We start from the raw sequence: 19935 nt of genomic DNA, 5'->3' as shown, positions 1-19935 counted from the left end.
TATAAATGTCATTAATTAGTATGCATGGCGCCTGGCTGTCTTTCAGCGATGCGCCCCTTCTCGATGATACAGAACTGCACATCGAAGATAACGAACGCGTCTGTCTGGTTGGCCGTAACGGCGCGGGCAAGTCTACGCTGATGAAAATTCTGAACCGTGAACAGGGCCTGGATGACGGACGTATTGTTTACGAACAAGATCTGATTGTTTCGCGTTTGCAGCAAGATCCGCCGCGCAACGTCGCGGGCAGCGTTTATGATTTTGTTGCCGAGGGTATTTCTGAACAGGCCGAATACCTGAAGGGCTACCACGAAATCTCTCATCTGGTGATGACCGATCCGAGTGAAAAAAACCTTAACGAAATGGCGCGTCTGCAGGACCTGCTTGATCACCACGGTTTGTGGCAGCTTGAAAGTCGCATCACTGAAGTTTTGGATCAGTTAGGCCTGGAAGCGGACATGGAGCTGGCGTCGCTTTCCGGCGGCTGGCTACGTAAAGCGGCGCTGGGTCGTGCGCTGGTGAGCGGCCCGAAAGTGCTGCTGCTTGATGAGCCAACCAACCACCTGGATATTGAAGCGATTGACTGGCTGGAAGGGTTCCTGAAAACCTTCAATGGCACCATTATCTTCATTTCGCATGACCGTTCGTTTATTCGCAATATGGCGACGCGCATTGTCGATTTGGATCGCGGTAAGCTGGTGACGTATCCAGGCAGCTACGATACCTATCTGCTTGAAAAAGAAGAAAACCTGCGCGTCGAAGAGCTCCAGAACGCAGAGTTTGATCGCAAACTGGCGCAGGAAGAAGTCTGGATCCGTCAGGGCATCAAAGCCCGTCGTACCCGTAACGAAGGCCGCGTACGTGCGCTGAAAGCGATGCGTAACGAACGCAGCGAGCGCCGCGAAGTGATGGGCACGGCGAAAATGCAGGTCGAAGAAGCGTCCCGCTCCGGCAAAATCGTCTTCGAAATGGAAAACGTTAATTATCAGGTTGATGGCAAAGTGCTGGTGCGTGACTTCTCTGCTCAGGTCCAGCGTGGCGATAAAATTGCGCTGATCGGCCCGAACGGTTGCGGCAAGACCACGCTGCTGAAATTGATGCTGAGCCAATTGCAGGCTGACAGCGGACGTGTGCATTGCGGAACTAAGCTGGAAGTGGCGTATTTCGATCAGCACCGTGCGGAACTTGATCCCGACAGAACCGTGATGGACAACCTGGCGGAAGGTAAGCAAGAAGTGATGGTGAACGGTAAACCCCGTCACGTTCTGGGCTATCTGCAGGACTTCCTGTTCCATCCTAAACGTGCGATGACGCCGGTGCGCGCGTTGTCAGGTGGAGAACGTAACCGACTTCTGCTGGCCCGTCTGTTCCTGAAACCAAGTAACCTGCTGATTCTCGATGAACCGACGAACGACCTGGACGTCGAAACGCTGGAGTTGCTCGAAGAGCTAATCGATGGCTATCAAGGTACCGTTATGTTGGTGAGCCACGATCGTCAGTTTGTTGATAACACCGTAACGGAATGCTGGATTTTCGAAGGCGAAGGGCATATTGGGCGTTATGTGGGCGGTTATCACGATGCGCGTGGACAGCAATCACAGTCGCGGTCGATTAAACAGCCAAAAGCCAATAATGGATCGGAAAACGCTGTCGCGAAAACCGAAACTGTCAAAAAATCGACGGCCAAAATGAGCTATAACCTGCAGCGTGAACTCGACGTTCTGCCGCAGCGTCTCGAAGAGCTGGAACGCAATCTGGAAACTCTGCAGGCTCTGGTTGCTGATGCATCCTTCTTTAGCCAACCGCACGACTATACTCAGAAAATATTGGCAGATCTTTCCCAGGCTGAAAAGGCGCTGGAGGAAGCATTCGAGCGTTGGGAGTACCTTGAGGCTCTGAAAAACGGCGCATAACCAGGGATACACTATGTGTGATCAGCACCATGCCGACCGGCATATTTTATGCTCGCAATGCGATATGCTCGTGGCACTGCCTGATATGGGCCACGGACATAAGGCGGCATGCCCACGCTGTGGGGCAACGCTGACAACGGAGTGGGACGCGCCAAGGCAGCGTCCCACTGCTTACGCACTTGCTGCGTTGTTTATGCTGGTGCTCTCGAACCTTTTTCCCTTCATCTATATGAAAGTCGGCGGTATGACCAGCGAAGTTGATTTGCTGGAAATACCCGGCGTCATGTTTTCGGAAGATTACGCCAGTCTCGGCACATTCTTCCTTCTCTTTGTTCAGATTGTGCCCGCCTTTTGTCTCACCGTGATTTTACTGTTAGTCAATCGCGTGCGGATGCCCGTAAAGCTCAAAATCACACTCGCCCGAATCCTGTTCCAGCTCAAAAGCTGGGGAATGGCGGAGATTTTTCTCGCCGGCATTCTGGTGAGCTTCGTGAAGCTGATGGCTTATGGCGACGTGGGGATCGGCAGTAGCTTTATTCCCTGGTGTCTTTACTGCGTGCTGCAGCTTCGGGCTTTCCAGTGTGTTGACCGGCGCTGGGCCTGGGATGATATCGCCCCCGCGCCGACGTTATCGCAAACAGTTAAAGTGGGTGTTCCCGGTATTCGTCAGGGATTACGCTCATGTTCATGCTGCACAGCGGTGTTGCCTGTCGATCTTGAAGAGTGTCCCCGCTGCGGAACCAAAGGGCATGCACGGCGTAAAAATAGCGTTCAGTGGACGATGGCACTGCTCGTAACGTCTATCATGCTTTATCTGCCCGCCAATATTTTGCCCATCATGATTACAGATTTGCTGGGCGACAAAATGCCGTCAACCATCCTTGCTGGTGTAGTGTTGCTATGGGGAGAAGGATCGTATCCCGTGGCGATGGTGATTTTTATCGCCAGTATCATGGTACCAACGTTGAAAATGATCGCGATCGCCTGGCTTTGTTGGGATGCTAACGGCCACGGTAAACGCGACAGTGAACGCATGCATTTGATTTACGAAGTTGTCGAGTTTGTTGGCCGCTGGTCAATGATCGACGTGTTTGTGATTGCCGTTCTCTCTGCGCTGGTGCGCATGGGGGGACTGATGAGTATTTATCCCGCTATGGGTGCGCTGATGTTTGCGTTGGTTGTTGTGATGACGATGTTTGCGGCCATGACCTTCGACCCTCGTTTATCGTGGGATCGTGAGCCAGAGTCAAGCCATGAGGAAGAGTGAGAGCATGGAAAATAAGAGTGGAGAGGCGAAAGTGCAGAAGGTCAAAAACTGGTCGCCAGTATGGATCTTCCCCATTGTGACGGCGCTGATCGGGGCCTGGATCCTGTTTTATCATTACAGCCATCAGGGGCCAGAAGTCACGCTTATCACCACCAACGCCGAAGGCATTGAGGGCGGGAAAACCACCATCAAAAGCCGTAGCGTAGATGTGGGCGTCGTGGAGAGCGCAACGCTGACTGACGATTTAACGCATGTTGAAATTAAAGCTCGACTGAACGCGGGGATGGAAAAGCTACTGCACAGTGATTCCGTATTCTGGGTGGTTAAACCGCAGGTGGGCCGTGAAGGGATTAGCGGTCTGGGAACGTTACTTTCTGGGGCTTATATTGAACTGCAACCTGGATCGAAAGGTAACCAGCCTGGCAGGTATGATTTGCTGGATGCGCCGCCGCTGGCACCGCCTGATGCGAAAGGCATCCGGGTGATTCTGGACAGTAAAAAAGCGGGTCAGCTTAGCCCTGGCGATCCGGTGTTGTTCCGCGGATATCGTGTGGGTTCAGTCGAAACCAGTACGTTCGATGCGCAAAAACGCACCATCAGCTATCAGCTCTTTATTAACGCGCCTAACGACCGTCTGGTGACCAGTAATGTCCGTTTCTGGAAAGACAGCGGTATTGCGGTTGATCTGACGTCGGCGGGGATGCGTGTCGAAATGGGCTCCCTAACCACGTTGTTCGGTGGCGGTGTGAGTTTTGATGTCCCGGAAGGGATGGAGCTTGGCCAGCCCGTTGCGGCAAAAACGCCGTTTAGACTCTTTGACGATCAGAAAAGCATCCAGGATGCGCTTTATACCGATCATATTGATTATCTGATGTTCTTCAAAGATTCCGTTCGTGGTTTGCAGCCCGGTGCACCGGTTGAATTCCGTGGCATCCGTCTGGGCACTGTCGGCCAGGTCCCGTATTTCGTCCCGGGTCTGCGTCAGTCTCTGGATGATGATTATCGAATTCCCGTGCTGATTCGCATCGAGCCAGAGCGTTTACTGAATCAAATAGGCGAAGCAAAAGATATTGGCGGGCATATTAACGATCTCATGAATCGTGGTCTGCGTGGCTCGCTGAAAACCGGTAACCTGGTCACCGGCGCGCTGTACGTTGATATGGACTTCTACCCTAAAGCGCCTGCGATAACGGGTGTGCGCGAATTTGGTGGTTACAAGATTATCCCGACGGTGAGCAGTGGTCTGGCACAAATCCAGCAGCGCCTAATGGAAACGCTTGATAAGATTAACAATCTGCCGCTTAATCCGATGCTTGAGCAAGCGACAAACAGCCTGACTGAAAGTCAGGCGACGATGCGTCGTTTGCAAACCACGCTGGATAATATCAACAAGATTACTGCGAATCAGTCGATGCAGCAGCTTCCGCAGGATATGCAGAAAACGTTGCGCGAGCTTAATCGCAGTATGCAGGGCTTCCAGCCTGGCTCCGCGGCTTACAACAAAATGGTGGCGGATATGCAGCGCCTGGATCAGGTCTTACGTGAACTGCAGCCTGTATTGAAAACGCTGAACGAGAAGAGTAACGCGCTGGTATTTGAAGCGAAGGACAAGAAAGATCCTGAGCCGAAGAGGGCAAAATAATGAAAAAGTGGCTATTCATCGCCGGAGTGATGGTTTTAACGGCCTGTAGCTCAGGAAGTGATAACAAAAGTTACTATCAGCTGCCGTTGGCTGTACAGACGGGAGGGCAGAGCAGCACGTCTCAGGGCAATCGTCTGCTGTGGGTTGAGCAAGTCGTGATCCCTGATTCACTCGCTGGTAACGGCGTGGTATATCAGACCAGCGACGTGCAATACGTGATCGCAAATAACAATTTGTGGGCGAGCCCGTTGGATCAGCAACTGCGCAATACGCTGGTGGCGAATCTGAACAGTCAGTTGCCCGGTTGGATAGTGGCTTCCCAGCCTCTGGGTAGCGATCAGGATACGCTCAATGTCACCGTGACGGGGTTCCATGGCCGTTATGATGGAAAGGTTATCATCAGCGGAGAATGGCTGTTGAACCACCAGGGGCAGCTGATTAAGCGTCCGTTCTATCTGGAGCTGAAACAGCAGCAAGACGGATACGACGAGATGGTTAAAATGCTGGCACAAGGTTGGGTCCAGGAATCGGCAAGTATAGCGAAAGAAATTTCTCGCCTGCCATAAGTAAAATTAATCGCCTAAAACCGCAATCTGCGTTTCGTTGATTGCGGTTTTTTTTCGTTTTCATTTCAGGTTGATACTTGTGCAGTGTCACAAATTTTGTACAAATGATATTCCCTGTAGCTCACAAATATGACACTGGCGTGAATTTTGCGCATTGACGTACGGAGGGATTCAGGTTATTCGTTTACTGTGCTTGCATATTTTGCAGCCACTGTTTTCTTTCCACCAGACCAAAGAATGAGGGAAACGAGGCATGAAGAGACAGAAACGAGATCGCCTGGAACGGGCGCACCAACGTGGATACCAGGCTGGCATCGCCGGACGCTCAAAAGAAATGTGTCCTTACCAAACGTTAAATCAACGTTCTTACTGGTTAGGGGGCTGGCGAGAAGCCATTGGGGATAGGGTTCTACTTGCGTGACACGTCTCTTTAGAAACAGAAACCTCCGCATCGCGGAGGTTTCGCCTTTATGGTCTTGGCACAGCAGAAATCAGAACGCAGAAGTGTCCTGGAACAGGCCAACTTTCAGATCGTGTGCGGTATAGATTACACGACCATCTACCAGCACTTCGCCATCCGCCAGACCCATCACCAGACGACGGTTCACAATGCGCTTGAAGTGAATACGGTAGGTGACTTTTTTCGCAGAAGGCAGAACCTGACCGGTGAATTTCACCTCGCCCACACCCAGTGCGCGGCCTTTACCTTCGCCACCCAGCCAGCCCAGATAAAAACCAACCAACTGCCACATTGCATCCAGACCTAAACAGCCAGGCATGACCGGATCGCCGATAAAGTGGCAACCGAAGAACCACAGTTCTGGGTTGATATCGAGTTCCGCTTCAACGTAACCCTTGTCAAAGTTGCCGCCGGTTTCGGTCATTTTCACGACACGGTCCATCATCAGCATGCTTGGAGCGGGTAACTGCGGGCCTTTAGCTCCAAACAGTTCACCACGACCAGAGGCAAGAAGATCTTCTTTTGTATAGGATTCGCGTTTATCTACCATGTTCTCAGTAAGCCTTATTTTAGTGAAGCACGCAGGATAGCTAACACGTGTACGCTGAACAAGTCCGATCAGTTGGGACTAAACCAGCTCAGCCAACGTAACGGCCATGGATAACGATGACGAGCATCCTGTTGCATTGCCTGAGCAATACGTTCCTGAATAGCCTGCATCAGCGTTGTTTGACCTTCTGCATCCCAGACCAGATTTGTCAGTAAGGGTAGCGCATCTGTAATATCGTCGATGGCCCAGATAGAAAATTGGCCAGCCTCTACCGCGTCAAGCACTTCCTGGCTCAGACTCAGATGGCGAGCATTTGGCGCAGGGATAATGACCCCTTGCTTACCGCTAAACTCGCGTTGCTGGCAAATATTGAAGAAGCCTTCAATTTTCTCGTTCAACCCGCCGACGGGCTGAGCGCGACCAAACTGATCGACAGAACCTGTGATAGCAATGCTCTGGTTAATCGGTACATCGGCAAGAGCACTGATTAACGCGCAAAGCTCAGCCATTGACGCACTGTCCCCGTCGACTTCTCCATAGGACTGTTCAAACGTCAGTGAGGCGGAGAAGGGGATTTGCTGTTCAAGCTGAAGCTGTGACATCAGAAACGCCTGCATGATCATCATGCCCTTAGCATGAATATTCCCGCCCAGCTCTGCTTTACGTTCGATGTCGGTAAATTCACCATCGCCGATATGTACGACGCAACTGATGCGTGAGGGCTCGCCAAAGGCACGCGGATGTCCCGGGAATTCAACGACTGACAACGCGTTAATCTGGCCGACACGTTCGCCTTCGGTTTCAACCAGTATTTGCTCAAGCAGGATTTCATCCTGCATACGATCGGCAAGATAACCTTCTCGCCATTCACGCTGCGCCAGCATTTGCGAGAATTGTTCGCCCGTAAACGATTCCTGCCCACAGATAACGCCTACTTCGCGTAATTGCTTTCCAATCCACAGAGGACAGAGCGGAAGCGTTTCCTGGTCACCCGTGTAGCGCGTCGCTTCACGAATTAAACCCGCCCATGCATCTTCCGCTGGTGTTGGCAATTCGTAACGCTCAGCCATGGTTATCACCCACTGACCCCATTGCGACATATCGTCGGCATCGGCAATCTGGATGTTGTCTTCAAACTCGGAATAGACGGCTTGATCGGCTAATTCGGGTTCCATTTCCTGGAAATCAGCCAGCGACTCGCGATCCCCCGTCAGAATCACTTTTAATGAAACCGGCATTGAGGGGACGGTAACTGGCAATGGGCGCGATTCATCATAGGAAAGCCAGTCAAAGCGCTGGTGAGTCACTATTGTCTTCAGTCGCATCCACAGCAGCGGTTGTGCCATGAGCGTGCGTAGAGAGATAATGAGGACGCCACCGTTGGCTTTATGCACCAGCCCAGGCTGTAAGCTCAACTCGCCATTAAAATGGCGCAGGCAGCCAAACAGTTGTTCAGCTTCAGCCCACTCGGCCGTTATGACTTCACCCGTAGCGGCGAAGTTATCTTCAGCGTGTGCGGCTGGTTCGAAAGTAACATCACGTCCCGCGATACGATATTGGCCGCCATACACAGTGCTTTCTTCAGGCCACAACTGACGCGTAGCATCGGCGATCAGCGCCAAGTATTCAGCTTCTTCAGGCGCCTTCAGCAGCATGAAAGGGGAGGTTGTCCATGGACTTAACACCTGCTCAAGCGCGTAGTGCAAACGCGGTTGCGTATCGCTAAGTATGAAGTCGTGCTCTTTTGCGAGGTTTGGCTGTGTAAATAGCGCCTGATAGCTTTCGGTATCAGGAACCAAATCACGCCATGCTAGTTTCGTAATGGTCAAAGTTGATGTTTTTTAGTTAGATGTAAAACCGTGGAGTATACCGTAAGCATCGGTCTCTGCCCAACCGGGATTAGGAAAATCAGGTAGTGAATGCGGCGTAACAGCTCACAGGAAATGATTTCTTTTCAGCAGATTGTCAAAAAACTGATATTCTGAACAGAGTTACGAGGTAACACTGAGATCGCAATGAAATATCAACAACTGGAAAATCTCGAAAGCGGCTGGAAATGGAAGTACCTGGTCAAAAAGCACCGTGAAGGGGAGCTGATCACCTGCTACATCGAAGCCAGTGCTGCAAAAGAAGCGGTGGATTTATTACTGACACTCGAAAACGAACCGGTACACGTTAATAGCTGGATAGAGAAGCATATTAATCCCGCGTTAATGAACCGTATGAAGCAGACCATCCGCGCTCGCCGCAAACGGCATTTTAACGCCGAGCATCAGCACACGCGTAAGAAATCAATCGATCTTGAGTTCATGGTTTGGCAACGATTAGCCGGGCTTGCTCAACGTCGGGGTAAAACGCTTTCTGAGACGGTCGTACAGTTGATTGAAGATGCTGAGCATAAAGAGAAATATGCCAACCAGATGTCTACGTTGAAAAACGATCTTCAGGCGATGCTTGGAAAAAAATCGTAAATTACGTTTCGTTAGATAATAAAAAACCCCGCATGGCGGGGTTTTTTTATAAGACGATAACTTATGCCGCAGGCTGAGTTACAACGTCTTTGATACCTTTAACTTCGATCTCTACGCGACGATCTGGTGCCAGGCAGTCGATCAGTGCAGCGCGAGGTTTCACGTTGTCACAGGTAGTGCCGGTCACTGGGTTAGATTCGCCCATACCACGTGGAGAGATCTTGTTAGCTGGGATACCTTTAGACACGAGGTAATCAACAACAGACTGTGCACGTTTCTCGGACAGACCCTGGTTGTAAGCGTCAGAACCGATACGGTCGGTGAAGCCCAGAACCACTACTGAACCGTCTTTAGGATCCAGATTGCTCAGCTGAGTGTACAGCTGATCCAGTGCCTGTTGACCTTCTGGTTTCAGAGTTGCTTTGTTGAAGTTGAACAGAACGTCAGACTTCAGAGTGAAGTGCTTGGTCTGTACTTCCGGAGCTGGTGCCGGAGCTGGAGCAACGATTGGCGCTGCTTCTTCCTGCTGGCCGAAACGGTAGGAAACACCTACGCTCAGCATGCCGTTGTCAGGACGAACACCAACGGTGTTGCCGTCGCCGATGTTGTTAACCCACTGGTATTCCAGACGGGTAGCGATATCGCGGGTCATTGCCCACTCTACGCCACCAGCGAATACTGGAGATACGCCAGTGTCATGGTCGTCGCCACGTTCGCTGTTGCTGGAGTCAGCGCGCCATACCATGCCGCCCAGACGGGTGTACACGTCAAGATCGTCGGTCACTGGGTAACCCAGTTTAGCGGTCAGCTGTACGCCTTGAGCTTTGAATGCGCCGTTAACGTTGTCGCCTTTGTATGGCATACGACCTAACCAGTCGTAACCCATTTCAAAACCAACATACGGGTTAACCTGATAGCCACCAAACGCACCTGCACCGAGCTGGCTTTCGTGAGTTGGGCCATCGTTGTTCAGGGAGCTGTTGTACCAGCCAGTGTCGTGGAACTGAGACCAGCCCAGTTTGCCACCTGCATACCAGGTATTATCTTTCGGAGCGGCCTGCGCTACGGTAGCGAAGCCAGCCAGTGCCACTGCAATCGCGATAGCTGTCTTTTTCATTTTTTGCGCCTCGTTATCATCCAAAAATCGCCATGAAGATCTCGTCGAGAAATCACGGTTAAATCCTTCACCGGGGGGCGAGCTCAAACTAGTAACTCTACCGATATCTTCGGCTTAGACCGAGCACCCCTGGCGATGTAAAGTCTACAACGTAGTTCAAAACTTACAAGTGTGAACTCCGTCAGGCATATGAAAAAAAAAGCTCCGTATACACAATATTTAACATTTTGAATGCGGATTTTATGCTGTAAAATTAAGGGAAACCGCGCCAGACAGGCTTTGACGAAGTTTTTTCTTATGGAACCAATCGGCTGTCCAACTGTCAAAAAAAGTTCCAGGAAAAATCTTAAATTTACTTAATGATACAAATTAGAGTGAATTTTTAGCCCAGAAAGGTGTCCTCTGCCGAGAGAATCGGGATGAATCGGACGCATTATTAAGCCGATCGCGTTACCTTCTTCGGCGGCTTCCACTAAACGATAATGTTCATCTTCCGTTAATTCTTCTGATAGCCAGCCAATCACCACGCTGTAATTCCCGGTGCGCAATGCACGAATCATTGAATCTACCGTATGGCAGGGGGCCAGTTGGCTAATCTGCATCACTTTTGCGAGCGGTAATCCAGCAGATTGGACCCATTCGCGACTCAATTTTTGCTTTGGCGTTAACCACAGCTGCCAGCGTGACTGCTGGCCGAGTTGCTGTAATAGCGGCAACAACAGCAACTGTGTCATCAAGGGCTGGTCTTCACGATAAACCACTTCACTTATCATCCCGGTCGAAACACGCCCGAAAGTATTTTGCGTGTCATTGCCCTTGGATGGAGAAAAAGATGTTGAGCGATTTGCATAGCTTGAAGTGTGCATAATCATTCCAGCCCTGTAGTTACTGTATGAATATACAGTAACCCCTGTATGACTAAAGATCAACCTCAATTTCGGAAAGCGCCTCGCAAATTTCGTTCGAGATCGGCCAATATCGTAAATTCATCTTGCCGAGTGACAATAAGTTGCCTATTTTTCTGCTAGCGGATCCGATAGTAATTAATAGCGTTGTTACTGCATGATTTTAAAGGATAATATCATGAAAAAGATATCATACGAACGGATCTATAAATCCCAGGAATACCTCTCATCTTTGGGTGATATCCATCATAGGGCACTTTTTGGTGGCTATACATTGGCGGTAAATGAGGCTGTGTTTGCCATGGTGTCTGAGGGCGAACTGTATCTGCGAGCGTGTGAAGAGAGTGCGCAGTACTGTGTAAAACATAATCCGACCTATCTGGAATTGGTAAAACGTGGCAGGCCTGTTCTGTTGAACTATTACCGTGTGGACGACGGACTTTGGCAAGATCGGGAAAAGCTCCTGCAACTTTCCAGCTTTGCATTAAAAGCAGCACGACAGGAACGTGTCGAGCGGGATAATCGGCGCAGGCTAAAAGATTTGCCCAACCTGACTTTTCCGATTGAAGTTCTCCTCTACGAAGCGGGTATTACCAGTGAAATTATGCTCCGTACACTTGGAGCTGAAGAAAGTTGGCTGAAGATCAGAGCCAAAAATAAGCACCTTGGCATTAAGGTCTTGTTTGCACTTGCGGGGGCAATCGAAGGGCTACATGAGGCGGCGCTCCCGACAGCCAGGCGTCGGGAGCTTAATGAGTGGTTTAATGCGCTTCCTGTAAGGTCTGATAATCATTCCGGGAAGTAGCGATTTGTTGTTGTAGTCGGCAGATCTCGGGCAGAAGAGCAATAAGCAGACCTGTTTGCTGGAGGATAAGCGGAGCTTTGCTGTCTGTACCGGGATCAAAATGCGCAATGCGCTGGCTGAGTTCGTCTATCGCCATTTGTACGCGTGGTTCATCCGCGGGTCGATGATGAAGCGCATCATCAACGTAACATACAGCGTCATCCAACAAGGCGAGAATATTGGGGTTGGTTAATTGCTCGCGATGCGCACCCAAGGTTGAAATATAGCTGGTAAAGGTATGGTTTAGACACAGAAGTCGGAAGGCTACCTCGCGAATTTCTGGCGTTGCACGGGGTTCCGTTGACATATTTGAGACGACAGAGGCCAGTTCCGCATCACGGTTATGAGCATCGCGTCTGGCAATACGGTATGCCAGACGGTTGTCGCGGCCCTGATGGTACTGCTCAAGAATCGCGTCAAGATAGCGACAGTTCGCATTGATTGCGAGATCCAGTGCGCGCGGTAAGTTCCTGAAACGCCAGTCAGGCCAGATAAAGCTCACGGCCGCCCAGGCAATAGCGCAGCCAATTAGCGTGTCGATCACCCGTGGCAAAGCGACTTCAAATCCTTCACCTAGCAGGTTGAAGCAAAGCAAAACCAGCAAGGTGATGAACATCGTGGCGTGCGCATACTGGACGTGACGAAATGCGAAAAACAGGACGCCGGTAATCACAATAAGGATCAATTGTCCTTCAATTGAGGGGACAAAATAGAGCACAGGAAGCCCAATGGCGACACCCACAAGGGTACCGATGATTCTCAACGCCAGCCGGTGACGTGTAGCATTATAATTGGGCTGACAGACAAACAGGCTAGTCAAAAGAATCCAGTAACCATGTTGTAAGCCCGTTATTTGGATAAATGCGTAACCCGTGCAAAGTACGGCGGACATCCGCACTGCATGCCGAAACAGTGCTGACTCGGGGGTGAAGTTGCGGCTCAAACGCAGCCATATATCTGAAACACTGTGCATCCCATCATCGGCAAGTTGGTTTTCAGTGTCATGACCCGGCATCGCCAATGCCTGCTCCGACTCGATTGTCGCGAGTTGCGCATCAATGGCTCGCAGATTGTTCAGCAAAAAGCCGAGGGCTTTCATCTGATCTGGCGATGTACCGCTTGCCTGAACGCGATCCAAAGCGGCGTCAAGATGAGTAAAAGCGCGCTCAAATCGCTGATCGTGTTGATACGGCGTTCGCAGCAAAATGGAACGAGCCAGTTGCTGACAAGCCTGAGATTGCATCGAAAGAAGTCGCTGGAAGCGGAACATAACGTCGCTGTAACGGAACTTCTCGCGCAGCGCAGCGTATTGAATATGTGATGAGCTGGCACGCTCATGAATATCCTGAGCGACAAAGTAATAGTGCAGTGTTTGCTGTGTTCCGCGCTGACCGCGATCGCCACGTAAGCGGGTAAGTAATGAAACTTTGGTTTGGTTAAGCGTGGCGACAAGCTCTCCGTTTGCCAGCGCGAGATCGTATAGCGGCGACTGACTCTCTTCTTCTATATCAGGATCGAAAAGTCGGGATTTGAGTTCCAGATAGTGCGCCAGCTGTTCGTAACTCCGGGCGAGATTGTCCTGCAACGGGCGAATCGGGAATAGGAGATGCCCGGTCAGCGTGAGCATGTTATACCAGATGGCCCCCATTAACAGCAGGAGTGGCTGCTGATACCACTGGTCATACAGCGATATGCCTAACATGGTGTAAATCGCGATCAGCAGCGCGCCAAACGCAATCGTCGCATAGCGCTGCCCAAGTGCCCCCAGCAAAATAAACCCGGTGGTGGAAATCATCAACCCGAGGGCGAATAACCAGGGCCATGGGAAAAGCAGCTCGACCGACGCGGAGGCAATAAAAAAGCACACCAGGGTAATCACGAGGTTTCGCAAGCGCCCAACCAGACGGTCATCAAGATCGGCAAGTGCACCTGCAACGACGCCGAGCGTCAGCGGAATGGTGAGCTTAACGTCGCCGAGCCACCACGGCAGCGCCGCCGCACCGCAAAGCGCGATAAAAATCCTGGCGTTATAGAGCCAGGCACTGTTCCATGTGTATCTGCGAAGCAATGGGCTTAGCATGTGGGTGGCGTATCCTTATTTACTGAAAACGACGGCGGGCATTGGATTCACGCGCAGCCTGGGCAACTTCTACGGCCACTACGCGTCGACCAACAGGCCACAGAGCGATAGCGGCAATCTTGAAGTTGGCAATCCCAACCGGGATACCGATAATCGTAATACACTGTGTAATACCTACGGCGATGTGCATCAGGCACAACCACCAGCCAAAGAAGATCAGCCATAAAATATTCAGCAATGTCCCACCGGTATTCATCAGGATATTTTTGTTGCCGGGTTCGAGCTCATCAACATGAATGGCTTCATTGCCGTAAGGCACAAACGACAGTTTGGTGATTTCCCAGCACGAGCGCGTTAACGGAAGTGTAAAAATAAGCACAATGCTGACCAGCGTGGCAAAAAGCCAGGAAAGAGTCGTGGCAAAACCGCCAAGGACAAAGTTCAAAATATTCAGAACGGTACGCATAAACCCTCACTTCTTTTCGATAAAATTAAAGCCTGATGATTGTAACGTTTTTTTAGGCTGGAGCACCTGAAAACTGGCAGGTAAACTAATGCGTAAACTATCACTGCGTGGATCAGGCTGGACATGGAACTAAAAGCAACATCATTAGGCAAACGCCTGGCGCAACATCCCTACGATAAAGTTGTCCTGCTCAACGCCGGTGTAAAAGTCTCGGGCGAGCGCCACGAATATCTCATTCCTTTTAATCAGCTACTGGCTATTCATTGCAAGCGTGGTCTGGTGTGGGGCGAACTCGAGTTTGTCTTACCTGCGGATAAAGTGGTTCGTTTGCATGGCACGGAATGGGCCGAAACGCAGCGATTTCATCATCAGCTCAATATGCTCTGGCAAAAATGGAGCGATGAGATGAGCGAGGTCGCGCGGCAAGTGCTCGAGCAGGTTTTAGCCGATATTGCGCAGAGCAGTGAACAAAAGAAATGGCTCACACGCGCCCAAACGGCTGACATGCAGCAGCGTATTCATCAGGCTCTGACCGCGCTTCCGCTTCCGGTTTCACGACTTGATGAGTTTGAAAATTGCCGTGATGTCTGGCGTCAGTGCCAGGCGTGGTTAACCGATATCGATCAAAGCAGGCTTGCGCATAATCAGGCATGGACTGACGAGATGTTGTCGCAGCACGCGGAATTCTTTAGCCAAATCGAATCCTCGCCTTTAAATCCCGCGCAGGCGCGAGCCGTGGTAAATGGGGAGCAATCACTGCTCGTGCTGGCTGGCGCAGGCAGCGGAAAAACATCAGTATTGGTGGCTCGAGCTGGATGGTTACTCGCCAGAGGCGAAGCGACAGCCGAGCAAATTCTGCTGTTGGCGTTTGGCCGTAAAGCGGCACAAGAAATGGACGAGCGCATTCACGACCGGCTGCACACGCGTGACGTTACCGCCAGAACATTCCACGCGCTGGCACTGCATATTATTCAGCAGGGCAGCAAAAAAGCGCCGGTTATCAGTAAACTGGAAAACGACACCCAGGCCAGGCTTGCTCTGTTCATCAAGACATTGCAGCAGCAGTGCAGTGAAAAAAAGGCAATGGCTAAGGGATGGCGACAGTGGCTTGAAGAAGAGCTCGACTGGACGGTGCCTGAAGGCAGTTTTTGGCAGGATGAAAAACTGATGCGTCGTCTGGGATCGCGTCTGGATCGCTGGGTGAGTCTGATGCGCATGCATGGCGGTTCACAGGCGGAGATGATTGAGAGTGCGCCCGAGGAAGTGCGAGTGCTCTTCACAAAACGCGTCAAACTGATGGCACCGTTATTGAAAGCCTGGAAAACCGCTCTGAAAGAAGAAAACGCGGTGGATTTCTCCGGGCTGATTCATCAGGCCATTATCATTCTTGAAAAAGGCCGTTTCGTCAGCCCCTGGAAGCATATTCTGGTAGATGAATTTCAGGATATCTCTCCGCAGCGCGCCGCTTTGCTGGTGGCGTTACGGGCACAAAATAAACACGCTTCGCTGTTTGCAGTGGGTGACGACTGGCAGGCCATTTATCGATTCAGTGGTGCTCAACTGTCGTTAACAACCGCTTTCCACCATTATTTTGGTGAGGGCGACCGCAGCGATCTGGATACCACCTATCGCTTTAACTCGCGCATCGGCGAAATCGCCAACCGGTTTATTCAGCAAAACCCCCATCAACTGGCGAAACCGCTCAACAGTCTTTCGACGGGCGATAAAAAAGCCGTCACGCTGCTGCCAGACGATCAGCTGGAACCCCTGCTTGATAAGATGAGCGGATTTGTCAAAGCAGAGGAACGGATTCTGATTTTGGCGCGGTATCATCATCTTAAGCCGACGATCCTGGAGAAAGCGGCCACGCGGTGGCCAAAGCTGCAACTCGATTTCATGACCATCCACGCCAGCAAAGGGCAGGAGGCGGATTTCGTCATTGTGCTCGGGCTCCAGGAAGGGAGCGATGGTTTTCCGGCTCCGGCGCGTGAGTCGGTTATGGAACAGGCGCTGTTGCCCGAAATAGAAGACTACCCTGATGCGGAAGAGCGTCGGCTGCTCTATGTCGCGATAACCCGCGCGCGCCACAGGGTGTGGCTGCTGTTCGCTAAGGACAATCCATCCTGTTTTGTGGATATTCTGAAAGCTATCGATGTACCGGTGGCGAGAAAACCCTAGTGTGTGCCGGGCTAAATATTAGCCCGGCATCGTTTTACTTGAGACGCTCGGCCAGATAACGCGGGTAATCAGGGATCAGAATTTCAACCGATGCGTTAAAGTGCGGTGACTCAATAATAAAGTCGGCGGTTGAAAGGTTTGTTGCCACCGGAATATTCCACACCGTGGCGAGGCGCAGCAGGGCTTTTACATCAGGATCGTGCGGGACCGCGTTCAGCGGATCCCAGAAGAAAATCAGCACATCAATTTTGCCTTCCGAAATCTGCGCGCCGACCTGCTGGTCGCCACCCAAGGGGCCGCTCAGCATCGCATTCACTTCCAGCCCTGTTTCACGATGAATCAGATTGCCAGTGGTGCCTGTCGCCGACAGGTTGTGTTTTTCCAGCAAAGCCTGGTGGCGCTGAACCCAGTTAAGCAGCATTTGCTTGCAATGATCGTGTGCTACCAGCGCAATATGTTTACGTTCTGGCAGGGTACGTGTCGTCAGTTCCATAATCTCTTTCCGTCAGGTTAACTGGCTACAAGATGACGGGAAGCGCCTGATGCTGCAAGAGAAAGGGTGAAAAAAAGCGGCTTATGACGAAGGTTGCTGCTTCGCCCATTGCAAAAATCGTGTGCGGGTGTCGGGATCGGCCTGTTGGAACCAGAATTTGAGCCGCTGTTCCGTTAGCGTTTGAGATTGCGGAGGGATCACATCCAGTTCCGATACGCCGGACAAAAGCGTGCTGTCGTCAGCCATCATGGTGGCGAATCCTGGGAGCGACGCGTTTTTGCCCGCTTTGTTGTAGCGCTCGGTATCCGCTTCATAATCGGTGCCCTTCGGTGTTTTGGTCAGCGCAAGGATATCCAGTTTCACGGGGATGGGCATGGCATCGCCATCCAGTAGTTCTATTCGTGGTGCGGATTCAAACGCCTCGGATTCCTTTTCGTTTTCCAGACGCGGCAAATTAAAATTCACCTGACTGATTTTTTGGGTATTGAAACTCACCACCAGCGGGGGAGAAATATAAAGGCGTTGCTCGTGATTGGAGAGGCGAATATTTTTTTCGATACGAAAGACGAGTTGATGCGGCCCATTATCCAGCTCAATGCTGTCTGCCCCCCGCAGCAGTGAACTGGAGACTTTTTTACCGTCCAGAACCAGCAGGTCGATGTCGGTTGATAACCGAAGCGTGGTGGCATACACGCAAACCGGCATCACTAACGCAAGTACTGCTGAGACAATGCCGGTCTTCATAGGGCGCTCCCGTCGAATATACTTTCGTCGTAATAATGTATCTAAATTTTTCGATAAACACGTTTACTAACATATAGACATATTCCGACGTTTTGCCCTCATACAGATGTATGGGATGAATGGTTGCCTGCGGTTGTTTGGCGTACACTTTATAAAAAGCCAGGAGAAACACCATGAAAGAGAACGATATTATCGGCATTCTGACCTCGACCCGCACCATCGCATTGGTGGGCGCAAGTGATAAACCCGATCGCCCAAGCTATCGGGTGATGAAATATCTTCTCGATCAGGGGTATCACGTCATTCCGGTGTCACCAAAAGTGGCCGGCAAAACGCTGCTGGGGCAGCAGGGCTATGCCACGCTGGCGGATGTTCCGGAAAAAGTCGATATGGTCGATGTATTCCGTAACTCTGAAGCGGCGTGGGGTGTAGCGCAGGAAGCGATTGCTATTGGTGCGAAGACGCTGTGGATGCAGCTCGGCGTCATCAACGAGCAGGCGGCTGTACTAGCGCGCGACGCGGGGTTGAACGTGGTGATGGATCGCTGCCCGGCGATTGATATACCGCGTTTAGGTCTGGCGAAATAAAAAAAGCCCGGAGAATTCCGGGCTTTTTTATCGATTAATTTCGCAGGCGTGGGGCCTGGAGCTGTTTACGGATAGTTTGCGCCAGTTCGTCCATCGACGGCTGCTCCGGATGCTCGTCCTGCGGTTCACTGCTTAACTGCGCTTCTGCCAGATAAGTGTGAAGGGGTTGGCCATCATCGTCTTCCATCACCACGTGATACCAGGGCGTTGCGCGAAGTTCAGCGCTCGCCGCCAGCTCATCGGCTGAGGGTTCGTCAAGGGAGTATTCCGGATCAATATCCACCACCACACCCAGATACCCCAGGAGAGAGTGGCGGACCTGCTGGCCGATACCGTATTTGCTGGCAATCATAGTCACCTCCCGAAAAATGTTACATACACAAGATGTGCGGGCAACATTTCACTTTTCAAGTTACATGACGCGACAGGCAAACCCTTTCAGATAGAGCCCTTCCGGGTAGGTAGCGATCACAGGGTGGTCGGCTGCCTGACGGAACTGTTCTATAAATTGTACATCACGACCCGCATCTACAGCGGCATCTGCGACGAGTTTCTGAAATAAATCGGTCGTCATCAGGCCAGAGCAGGAGAACGTCAGCAAAATGCCACCAGGATTCAGCAACTGGATCGCCAGCATGTTGATATCTTTATAACCGCGGCACGCGCCCATCAGCTGGCTTTTGTTTTCGACAAACTTCGGCGGATCCATCACGATGACGTCGAATGTCTCACCCTGGTCACGGTATTTACGCAACAGTTTGAAAACGTCATCGCGAACGAATTCCGCTTTGCTCAGATCCAGCTTGTTCAGCTCAACGTTCTGCTTAGCGACATCCAGCGCTTCCTGAGAGGTGTCAACGCTTACTACCTGGCTGCACCCGCCCATCAGTGCCGAAACGGCAAAGCCGCCGGTGTAGGAGAAGCAGTTCAGCACGCGTTTATCTTTAACATACTGGCGCGTGGCCAGACGGCTGTCGCGCTGATCGAGGTAGTAACCGGTTTTATGCCCGCCCTGAATATCGACAAACAGCTTCATGCCGTGCTCTTCGATAGGGAGCAGAGCTGGTGGCAGTTCGCCGGTGACGGTGCCTTGCGTAAGCTCCATGCCCTCTTTTTTGCGCACCGCGACATCGCTGCGATCGTAAATGGCACATTCTGGATACAACGCTTGCAGCGCGCTGATCAGTGCCGCACGCTGGTATTCTGCACCGGCGCTTAAGAGCTGCAGCACGAGGAAATTGGCAAAGCGATCGATCGTCACGCCCGGCAGGCCGTCGGACTCTCCCGCGATCAGACGATAGCTATCCAGACCGTCACGTTTCGCCAGCCAGTCGCGCCACTGCTGCGCCTGCTGTAAACGACGAGTAAAGAAAGCAATGTCGATGGTTTCGTCTTTATCGAACGTCCAGACGCGCGCGCGAATCTGCGAGGCGGGCGAGTAAGCGCCGCGAGCTAACCATTTTCCCTGATGGTCAACGATATCGATGGTTTCACCGAGGCTGGCTTTACCTTCCATACGCGCAACCGCGCCGGAAAACACCCAGGGATGACGACGCAGTAATGACTTCTCGCGCCCTTTGGTTAACACTAAACGGGAAAACCTTGTAAAATCTGTTTTTTGACTCTCTTCTGATGTGTTCATTAGGTACTCC

At 51.5% G+C, this 19935-nt stretch carries 19 protein-coding genes; 9 read left to right on the top strand and 10 right to left on the bottom strand.

Annotated elements, in window-relative coordinates; translation table 11 throughout:
* The first annotated feature begins 5 nt into the window (after positions 1-5).
* From AC0LWE_RS05940 to rmf, 5 genes are all read left to right on the top strand, one after another.
* Positions 6-1913, top strand: a complete 1908-nt coding sequence (locus tag AC0LWE_RS05940; RefSeq protein ID WP_059178422.1) for an ABC transporter ATP-binding protein — start codon at positions 6-8, stop codon at positions 1911-1913.
* A gap of 13 nt (positions 1914-1926) precedes the next feature.
* The gene (gene pqiA / locus AC0LWE_RS05935) at positions 1927-3180 is read left to right on the top strand and encodes a membrane integrity-associated transporter subunit PqiA (protein WP_059178421.1); all 1254 of its coding nucleotides are present in this window, start codon (positions 1927-1929) and stop codon (positions 3178-3180) included.
* A gap of 4 nt (positions 3181-3184) precedes the next feature.
* A complete protein-coding gene (gene pqiB, locus AC0LWE_RS05930) occupies positions 3185-4822 on the top strand; it encodes an intermembrane transport protein PqiB (protein WP_202667053.1) in 1638 nt (545 codons plus the stop codon).
* A complete protein-coding gene (gene pqiC / locus AC0LWE_RS05925) occupies positions 4822-5388 on the top strand; it encodes a membrane integrity-associated transporter subunit PqiC (RefSeq protein ID WP_219346815.1) in 567 nt (188 codons plus the stop codon). The genes pqiB and pqiC overlap by 1 nt, the downstream gene beginning before the upstream one ends.
* A 253-nt stretch (positions 5389-5641) precedes the next feature.
* Complete coding sequence (gene rmf, locus AC0LWE_RS05920; protein ID WP_012016862.1) at positions 5642-5809, top strand: ribosome modulation factor; 168 nt, start codon at positions 5642-5644, stop codon at positions 5807-5809.
* A gap of 70 nt (positions 5810-5879) precedes the next feature.
* Here rmf and fabA read toward each other — a convergent pair whose 3' ends face one another.
* Both fabA and AC0LWE_RS05910 read right to left on the bottom strand, forming a co-directional pair.
* The gene (gene fabA / locus AC0LWE_RS05915) at positions 5880-6398 is read right to left on the bottom strand and encodes a bifunctional 3-hydroxydecanoyl-ACP dehydratase/trans-2-decenoyl-ACP isomerase (RefSeq protein ID WP_059178418.1); all 519 of its coding nucleotides are present in this window, start codon (positions 6396-6398) and stop codon (positions 5880-5882) included.
* Between the two features lie 68 nt (positions 6399-6466).
* Positions 6467-8227 (bottom strand): AAA family ATPase, encoded by a 1761-nt coding sequence (locus AC0LWE_RS05910; protein WP_202667051.1) that lies wholly within the window; start codon positions 8225-8227, stop codon positions 6467-6469.
* Positions 8228-8413: 186 nt separating this feature from the next.
* Between AC0LWE_RS05910 and matP the strand changes: the two genes are divergently transcribed.
* Positions 8414-8869, top strand: coding sequence for a macrodomain Ter protein MatP (gene matP / locus AC0LWE_RS05905; RefSeq protein ID WP_202667050.1), 456 nt, complete (start codon positions 8414-8416; stop codon positions 8867-8869).
* Positions 8870-8930: 61 nt separating this feature from the next.
* Here the strand turns inward: matP and ompA are convergent, their stop codons facing one another.
* Together ompA and sulA are read right to left on the bottom strand one after the other, a co-directional pair.
* On the bottom strand, positions 8931-9986 hold the full coding sequence (gene ompA, locus AC0LWE_RS05900; protein WP_202667049.1) for a porin OmpA: 1056 nt from the start codon (positions 9984-9986) through the stop codon (positions 8931-8933).
* A 356-nt stretch (positions 9987-10342) separates the two neighbouring features.
* Entirely contained in the window at positions 10343-10852 is a 510-nt protein-coding gene (sulA, locus tag AC0LWE_RS05895; protein ID WP_059178414.1) for an SOS-induced cell division inhibitor SulA, read from the bottom strand.
* 217 nt (positions 10853-11069) lie between these two features.
* On the opposite strand from sulA, the gene AC0LWE_RS05890 reads away from it, so the two are divergent.
* On the top strand, positions 11070-11696 hold the full coding sequence (locus AC0LWE_RS05890; protein WP_059178413.1) for a TfoX/Sxy family DNA transformation protein: 627 nt from the start codon (positions 11070-11072) through the stop codon (positions 11694-11696).
* On the opposite strand, the gene yccS is transcribed toward AC0LWE_RS05890, so the two are convergent.
* Both yccS and AC0LWE_RS05880 read right to left on the bottom strand, forming a co-directional pair.
* Entirely contained in the window at positions 11653-13815 is a 2163-nt protein-coding gene (gene yccS, locus AC0LWE_RS05885) for a YccS family putative transporter (RefSeq protein WP_219346814.1), read from the bottom strand. The two genes, AC0LWE_RS05890 and yccS, sit on opposite strands and share 44 nt — an antisense overlap.
* Before the next feature lie 19 nt (positions 13816-13834).
* A complete protein-coding gene (locus AC0LWE_RS05880) occupies positions 13835-14281 on the bottom strand; it encodes a YccF domain-containing protein (protein WP_059178411.1) in 447 nt (148 codons plus the stop codon).
* 123 nt (positions 14282-14404) lie between these two features.
* Here AC0LWE_RS05880 and helD point away from each other — a divergent pair, with 123 nt between their 5' ends.
* Positions 14405-16459: a DNA helicase IV gene (gene helD / locus AC0LWE_RS05875; protein WP_202694742.1), complete on the top strand. Its 2055-nt coding sequence runs from the start codon at positions 14405-14407 to the stop codon at positions 16457-16459.
* A 34-nt stretch (positions 16460-16493) separates the two neighbouring features.
* Here the strand turns inward: helD and mgsA are convergent, their stop codons facing one another.
* The gene (mgsA, locus tag AC0LWE_RS05870; RefSeq protein WP_059178409.1) at positions 16494-16952 is read right to left on the bottom strand and encodes a methylglyoxal synthase; all 459 of its coding nucleotides are present in this window, start codon (positions 16950-16952) and stop codon (positions 16494-16496) included.
* An 81-nt stretch (positions 16953-17033) separates the two neighbouring features.
* Positions 17034-17696, bottom strand: coding sequence for a curli synthesis inhibitor (gene csgI, locus AC0LWE_RS05865; protein ID WP_131487599.1), 663 nt, complete (start codon positions 17694-17696; stop codon positions 17034-17036).
* 173 nt (positions 17697-17869) lie between these two features.
* Here csgI and AC0LWE_RS05860 point away from each other — a divergent pair, with 173 nt between their 5' ends.
* Positions 17870-18283 carry a CoA-binding protein gene (locus tag AC0LWE_RS05860; RefSeq protein WP_012016874.1) on the top strand — a complete coding sequence of 138 codons (414 nt, stop codon included), beginning with the start codon at positions 17870-17872 and terminating at the stop codon, positions 18281-18283.
* Between the two features lie 34 nt (positions 18284-18317).
* Here AC0LWE_RS05860 and hspQ read toward each other — a convergent pair whose 3' ends face one another.
* Together hspQ and rlmI are read right to left on the bottom strand one after the other, a co-directional pair.
* The gene (gene hspQ / locus AC0LWE_RS05855; protein ID WP_059178407.1) at positions 18318-18635 is read right to left on the bottom strand and encodes a heat shock protein HspQ; all 318 of its coding nucleotides are present in this window, start codon (positions 18633-18635) and stop codon (positions 18318-18320) included.
* 60 nt (positions 18636-18695) lie between these two features.
* Complete coding sequence (rlmI, locus tag AC0LWE_RS05850) at positions 18696-19925, bottom strand: 23S rRNA (cytosine(1962)-C(5))-methyltransferase RlmI (RefSeq protein ID WP_284554501.1); 1230 nt, start codon at positions 19923-19925, stop codon at positions 18696-18698.
* Positions 19926-19935: the final 10 nt, after the last annotated feature.

The organism is Lelliottia sp. RD5 (genome assembly GCF_056032945.1).
Note: the sequence above shows the minus strand (reverse complement) of the source record. Positions and strands in the feature narration are given on the sequence as shown.

Excerpts from the sequence above, each read along its gene's own strand:
- AC0LWE_RS05940 (WP_059178422.1), top strand. The coding sequence starts at position 6 with ATGTCATTAATTAGTATGCATGGCGCCTGGCTGTCTTTCAGCGATGCG.
- pqiA (WP_059178421.1), top strand. The coding sequence starts at position 1,927 with ATGTGTGATCAGCACCATGCCGACCGGCATATTTTATGCTCGCAATGC.
- pqiB (WP_202667053.1), top strand. The coding sequence starts at position 3,185 with ATGGAAAATAAGAGTGGAGAGGCGAAAGTGCAGAAGGTCAAAAACTGG.
- pqiC (WP_219346815.1), top strand. The coding sequence starts at position 4,822 with ATGAAAAAGTGGCTATTCATCGCCGGAGTGATGGTTTTAACGGCCTGT.
- rmf (WP_012016862.1), top strand. The coding sequence starts at position 5,642 with ATGAAGAGACAGAAACGAGATCGCCTGGAACGGGCGCACCAACGTGGA.
- fabA (WP_059178418.1), bottom strand. The coding sequence starts at position 6,398 with ATGGTAGATAAACGCGAATCCTATACAAAAGAAGATCTTCTTGCCTCT.
- matP (WP_202667050.1), top strand. The coding sequence starts at position 8,414 with ATGAAATATCAACAACTGGAAAATCTCGAAAGCGGCTGGAAATGGAAG.
- ompA (WP_202667049.1), bottom strand. The coding sequence starts at position 9,986 with ATGAAAAAGACAGCTATCGCGATTGCAGTGGCACTGGCTGGCTTCGCT.
- sulA (WP_059178414.1), bottom strand. The coding sequence starts at position 10,852 with ATGCACACTTCAAGCTATGCAAATCGCTCAACATCTTTTTCTCCATCC.
- AC0LWE_RS05890 (WP_059178413.1), top strand. The coding sequence starts at position 11,070 with ATGAAAAAGATATCATACGAACGGATCTATAAATCCCAGGAATACCTC.
- yccS (WP_219346814.1), bottom strand. The coding sequence starts at position 13,815 with ATGCTAAGCCCATTGCTTCGCAGATACACATGGAACAGTGCCTGGCTC.
- AC0LWE_RS05880 (WP_059178411.1), bottom strand. The coding sequence starts at position 14,281 with ATGCGTACCGTTCTGAATATTTTGAACTTTGTCCTTGGCGGTTTTGCC.
- helD (WP_202694742.1), top strand. The coding sequence starts at position 14,405 with ATGGAACTAAAAGCAACATCATTAGGCAAACGCCTGGCGCAACATCCC.
- mgsA (WP_059178409.1), bottom strand. The coding sequence starts at position 16,952 with ATGGAACTGACGACACGTACCCTGCCAGAACGTAAACATATTGCGCTG.
- csgI (WP_131487599.1), bottom strand. The coding sequence starts at position 17,696 with ATGAAGACCGGCATTGTCTCAGCAGTACTTGCGTTAGTGATGCCGGTT.
- AC0LWE_RS05860 (WP_012016874.1), top strand. The coding sequence starts at position 17,870 with ATGAAAGAGAACGATATTATCGGCATTCTGACCTCGACCCGCACCATC.
- hspQ (WP_059178407.1), bottom strand. The coding sequence starts at position 18,635 with ATGATTGCCAGCAAATACGGTATCGGCCAGCAGGTCCGCCACTCTCTC.
- rlmI (WP_284554501.1), bottom strand. The coding sequence starts at position 19,925 with ATGAACACATCAGAAGAGAGTCAAAAAACAGATTTTACAAGGTTTTCC.